Here is a 3,838-nt window from a genome sequence, read left to right as displayed (position 1 = left end):
GGGCGGCCGCGAGGAGCACTGCCGTGCGGCGCGCTTCCCTGCCGGCGCCAGCGACGACCGCTATGGCGGTCACGATGCGTCCTTGCCGCGTCCTTCGCCGCGCACCCGGCGCGAGACGCGATCGAGCACTGCGTTCACCAGCTTCGGCTCGTCTTCCTCGTAGAAGGCCTTGGCGATATCGACATATTCCGAGACGATGACGGCCACCGGCACGTCGTCGCGCTTCATCAGCTCGTAGACGCCGGCACGCAGGATGGCGCGCAGCGTCGAATCCAGCCGCGATAGCGGCCAGTCATCGGTGAGTGCCTGGCGAATGACAGGATCGATGGTCTTCTGGTTCTCGACGACGCCGGTCAGGATGGCGCGGAACCACTGCGCATCCGCTTCGCGATAGAGCGCGCCGTCGACTTCCTTGCCAAGGCGGAAGGCTTCGTACTCGGCGGTGATCTCGAAGACGCCGCTGCCGGCCACATCCATCTGGTAGAGCGCCTGGACGGCGGCAAGACGGGCGGCGCCGCGCTTGTTGGCGTGGCGCACCGCACCGGTGTGGGCAGGCTCGCTCACGATTGGGCTCCGAATTTCTCTTTCAGCGCGATCATGGTCAGCGCCGCGCGCGCGGCGAAACCGCCCTTGTCGCCTTCCGTTCGCCTGGCCCGCGTCCAGGCCTGCGCATCGTTCTCGGTGGTCAGGATGCCGTTGCCGATCGCGATCGCTTCCTGCACTGAGAGGTCCATGAGCGCGCGGCTCGATTCATTGGCGACGATGTCGAAATGATAGGTGTCGCCGCGGACGACGGTGCCGAGCGCGACGAAGCCGTCATAATGCGTGCCGCCTTCGGCGGCGCCGTCCAGCGCGAAGGTGATGACGGCCGGGATTTCCAGCGAGCCGGGAACGGTGACGACGTCATAGGTGGCGCCGGCCTCGTCCAGCGCGCAAGTCGCGCCTTCGAGCAGCGCGTCGGCGAGGTCGTCGTGGAAACGCGCCTCGACAATAAGCAGATGCGCCTTCGCCTTCGGACGAATGAACGCTTTGCCGTGTTGGGATATGCCTGCCATAAAAGTCTCCGGGGGGTTGCCGGTGACTTAGGCCGAAGCCGGGTTGATCGCAAGCACAAGATTGCCGAACCGACACCGGCCAGCATCTCTCGACGGTTTCGGGTCCCGCGCGGCGCGATCTTTCAGAACGTTCTTTTGCTAGACAGGCGAAGCCTCGAGGATCGAGATCGGCGCCCGGGTGCCGATCACCCGCTCGAGCTTCAGTCCGGCGCTTTCGAACAGGCGGGCGTATTGTGTCTCCGTCCGTTCCAGGCCGCCGGTGACCGCGAGCATGACTACATCGATGGCCTTGATCTGATCCGGCTCATCGCCCGGAGGCACGAGCGTCTCAGCCAGGAGCACCCTGCCATGCCGTGGCATGGCCTCGCGGCAACGCCGCAGGATCAACCCGGCACGTTCGTCGTTCCAGTCGTGGATGACCTTTTTGATCACGTAGATGTCGCCAACCGGGACACTCTCGAAGAAGTCGCCTGCGACGAAGTCGGTGCGCGGCAGATCGCCACCGGCGCCCCGGCGCGCCGCCGCCACGCCGGAGGGCAGATCGAATAGAATGCCGCTCAAATGAGGATTGCGGGCAAGGATGGCCGAGAGAAGCTGTCCATGCCCGCCGCCGACATCGACAATCCGCGTATATCGGCCGAAATCATAGGCGTCGGCCACTGCCTCGTTGCCGCCTTGGCTCAAGGCGACCATGGCTTTCTGAAACAGGGCAGCCTGCTCCGGGTGGGCCGAGAGCCAATCGAACCTCGGGCTCCCGAATACCTTGTCGAAGGCGGGCTTTCCCGTGCGGACGGAATGCAGAAGCTGCTCGAATGCAAGGTAGGCCTCACTGTTGATCATCCGGATGAAATCACGCGGTCCGGGCCGATCGGAACGCAGCACCGCGCCAACTTCCGTCAACGCAAAATGACGAGGGCGATTTTCAGTGAACACCCCCTCCGGCGCCAGAAGCCGCATCACGCGGTAGAGGGGTTCCGCATCCACCTTCGTGGCGGCTGCCAAGTCTTCAACCGACTGCTCGCCGGAGACTAGAAGATCGGGAATTCCGAGTTCGATAACGACGCGCAGCGCCTGTGACACAGCAAATCCGAAACCAAGTCTCACGACTTGTTGCGACGGGCTGCTCACGGTTTTCCCCTCCGGCCAAGGAGAGAGCTTATGTGGGGTGCGAACAGAAGTGAAGCCCTGCAGAACGGCGGATTTGCCCGTCCGGTGTCAGCAATCCGGGCCGCCGCCTCGCCGGAAACCGCACGGCTGTGCTCAAAGCCCCTCTTTCGCCGCCTCCGCCAGGCGCGCGGCGTAGCGGGCCATGGTGTCGATCTCGAGGTTGACGCGGTCGCCGGTCTGGCGCTCGCCCCAGGTGGTGACGCTCAGCGAATGCTGGATCAAAAGCACGTCGAAACGGGTGCCTTCGACCTTGTTGACGGTGAGCGAGGTGCCGTCGAGCGCGACCGAGCCCTTCGGCGCGATGAACTTCGCCAAATGCCGGGGCGCTTCGAGGGTGAAGCGCACGGCATCGCCCTCCTCCTTGCGCTCGACCAGCTCGGCCGTGCCGTCTACATGACCGGACACGATGTGGCCGCCGAGTTCGTCACCGATCTTCAGCGCCCGTTCGAGATTGATCCTGGTGCCGGATTTCCAGCTCGAAGCGCTGGTCAGCCTGAGCGCTTCTTCCCATGCTTCGACCTCGAACCAGCGCGCGTTCGAGCCTTGCTCGGGTAGTGCGGTGACGGTCAGGCAGACGCCGCCGCAGGAAATCGAAGCGCCGATCGCGATCGTTTCGGGGTCGTAGGCCGTATCGATGCGCAGACCGACACCTTCGCTGAGCGGCTTCACACTCGCGACAGTGCCGACGTCCGTGACAATTCCTGTAAACATCAGATCGCGTCTTCCAGCTTGACCATGATCCTATCCAAAAACCGGTTCCCACTTTTTGGGATCACGGTCGTACCCATTCGGCGTAGGCATCTTCGCCGAAGCGCATCTCGCGCAATTTGCGGAAACCTGCGGGGATATGGTCGGCGTCGATCGGCGATGCAATGCCGTCCTCGCCGATCGCTTCCGGCCCCTGAAACAGCACAATGCGGTCAACAAGGTCTTCTTCCAGGAAGGCCCTGGCCACCTGCGCGCCGCCTTCGACCAGCACGCTCGCCATGCCGAGTGCTGCCACGTCCTCCAGCAACTCCGGCAAGGCTATCTCGCTTTCATAGGTTTCCGTGCCGATGAAGCGCACGCCGGCGCGTTCGAGAGCCGCTCGCCGATGCGGATCGGCTTCGAGGCATGCCGCGACATAGAGCGGCACTCGGTCGAGGCCGGACACCAGCTTCGATGTCTCCGGCAGCCGGATCTGGCGGTCGAGAATGATGCGCGCCGGCGAGCGGTTCTCCAGTCCCGGCAGGCGCACGGTCAGCGCCGGATCGTCCTCAAGTGCGGTACCGATGCCGACCAGGATGGCATCGGCCTCGGCGCGCATCAGATAGACCTCGCGTCTGGCGATCTCGCCGGTGATGGCGACTTGGCCGGCGCCTTTCCTGCCGATCTTGCCGTCGCTCGAAAGTGCGAGCTTCAAAGTCACTTCCGGGCGTTTCTTCAATGACCGGATCAAATAGCCGGCCATCTGCTCGGCAGCTTCGGTGGCGAGCACCTTCTCCGCCACCTCGACGCCGGCGGCGCGCAGGATGGCGTAGCCCTTGCCGGAGACGCGCGGATCGGGGTCGCTCGCCGCGCCCACAACGCGCGCGATGCCCACATTGACCAGCGCGTTGGCGCAAGGCGGCGTGCGG

Annotated in this window: 5 protein-coding genes; all 5 read right to left on the bottom strand. The window is 64.5% G+C overall.

Features of this window, described 5'->3' with window-relative positions:
- Positions 1-69: 69 nt before the first annotated feature.
- Positions 70-564 carry a transcription antitermination factor NusB gene (nusB, locus tag DH10_RS34465; RefSeq protein WP_192256957.1) on the bottom strand — a complete coding sequence of 165 codons (495 nt, stop codon included), beginning with the start codon at positions 562-564 and terminating at the stop codon, positions 70-72.
- On the bottom strand, positions 561-1,055 hold the full coding sequence (ribH, locus tag DH10_RS34460) for a 6,7-dimethyl-8-ribityllumazine synthase (protein ID WP_192256959.1): 495 nt from the start codon (positions 1,053-1,055) through the stop codon (positions 561-563). Before ribH ends, nusB begins: the two co-directional genes overlap by 4 nt.
- A gap of 138 nt (positions 1,056-1,193) precedes the next feature.
- Positions 1,194-2,183: a methyltransferase gene (locus tag DH10_RS34455; protein ID WP_192256961.1), complete on the bottom strand. Its 990-nt coding sequence runs from the start codon at positions 2,181-2,183 to the stop codon at positions 1,194-1,196.
- A gap of 132 nt (positions 2,184-2,315) precedes the next feature.
- Positions 2,316-2,933, bottom strand: coding sequence for a riboflavin synthase (locus DH10_RS34450; protein WP_192256963.1), 618 nt, complete (start codon positions 2,931-2,933; stop codon positions 2,316-2,318).
- A 61-nt stretch (positions 2,934-2,994) separates the two neighbouring features.
- Positions 2,995-3,838: bifunctional diaminohydroxyphosphoribosylaminopyrimidine deaminase/5-amino-6-(5-phosphoribosylamino)uracil reductase RibD (gene ribD, locus DH10_RS34445; RefSeq protein WP_192385865.1), on the bottom strand; the 844-nt coding region annotated here is incomplete at its 5' end.

It is taken from the genome of Mesorhizobium silamurunense, from assembly GCF_014843825.1.
GTDB lineage: Bacteria > Pseudomonadota > Alphaproteobacteria > Rhizobiales > Rhizobiaceae > Mesorhizobium > Mesorhizobium silamurunense.
The sequence above is the reverse complement of the archived record's forward strand: the minus strand, read 5'-3'. Positions and strand labels throughout refer to the sequence as shown.

Bases quoted from the DNA above. Each gene is read 5' to 3' on its own strand.
- ribH (WP_192256959.1), bottom strand. From the start codon at position 1,055: ATGGCAGGCATATCCCAACACGGCAAAGCGTTCATTCGTCCGAAGGCG.
- DH10_RS34450 (WP_192256963.1), bottom strand. From the start codon at position 2,933: ATGTTTACAGGAATTGTCACGGACGTCGGCACTGTCGCGAGTGTGAAG.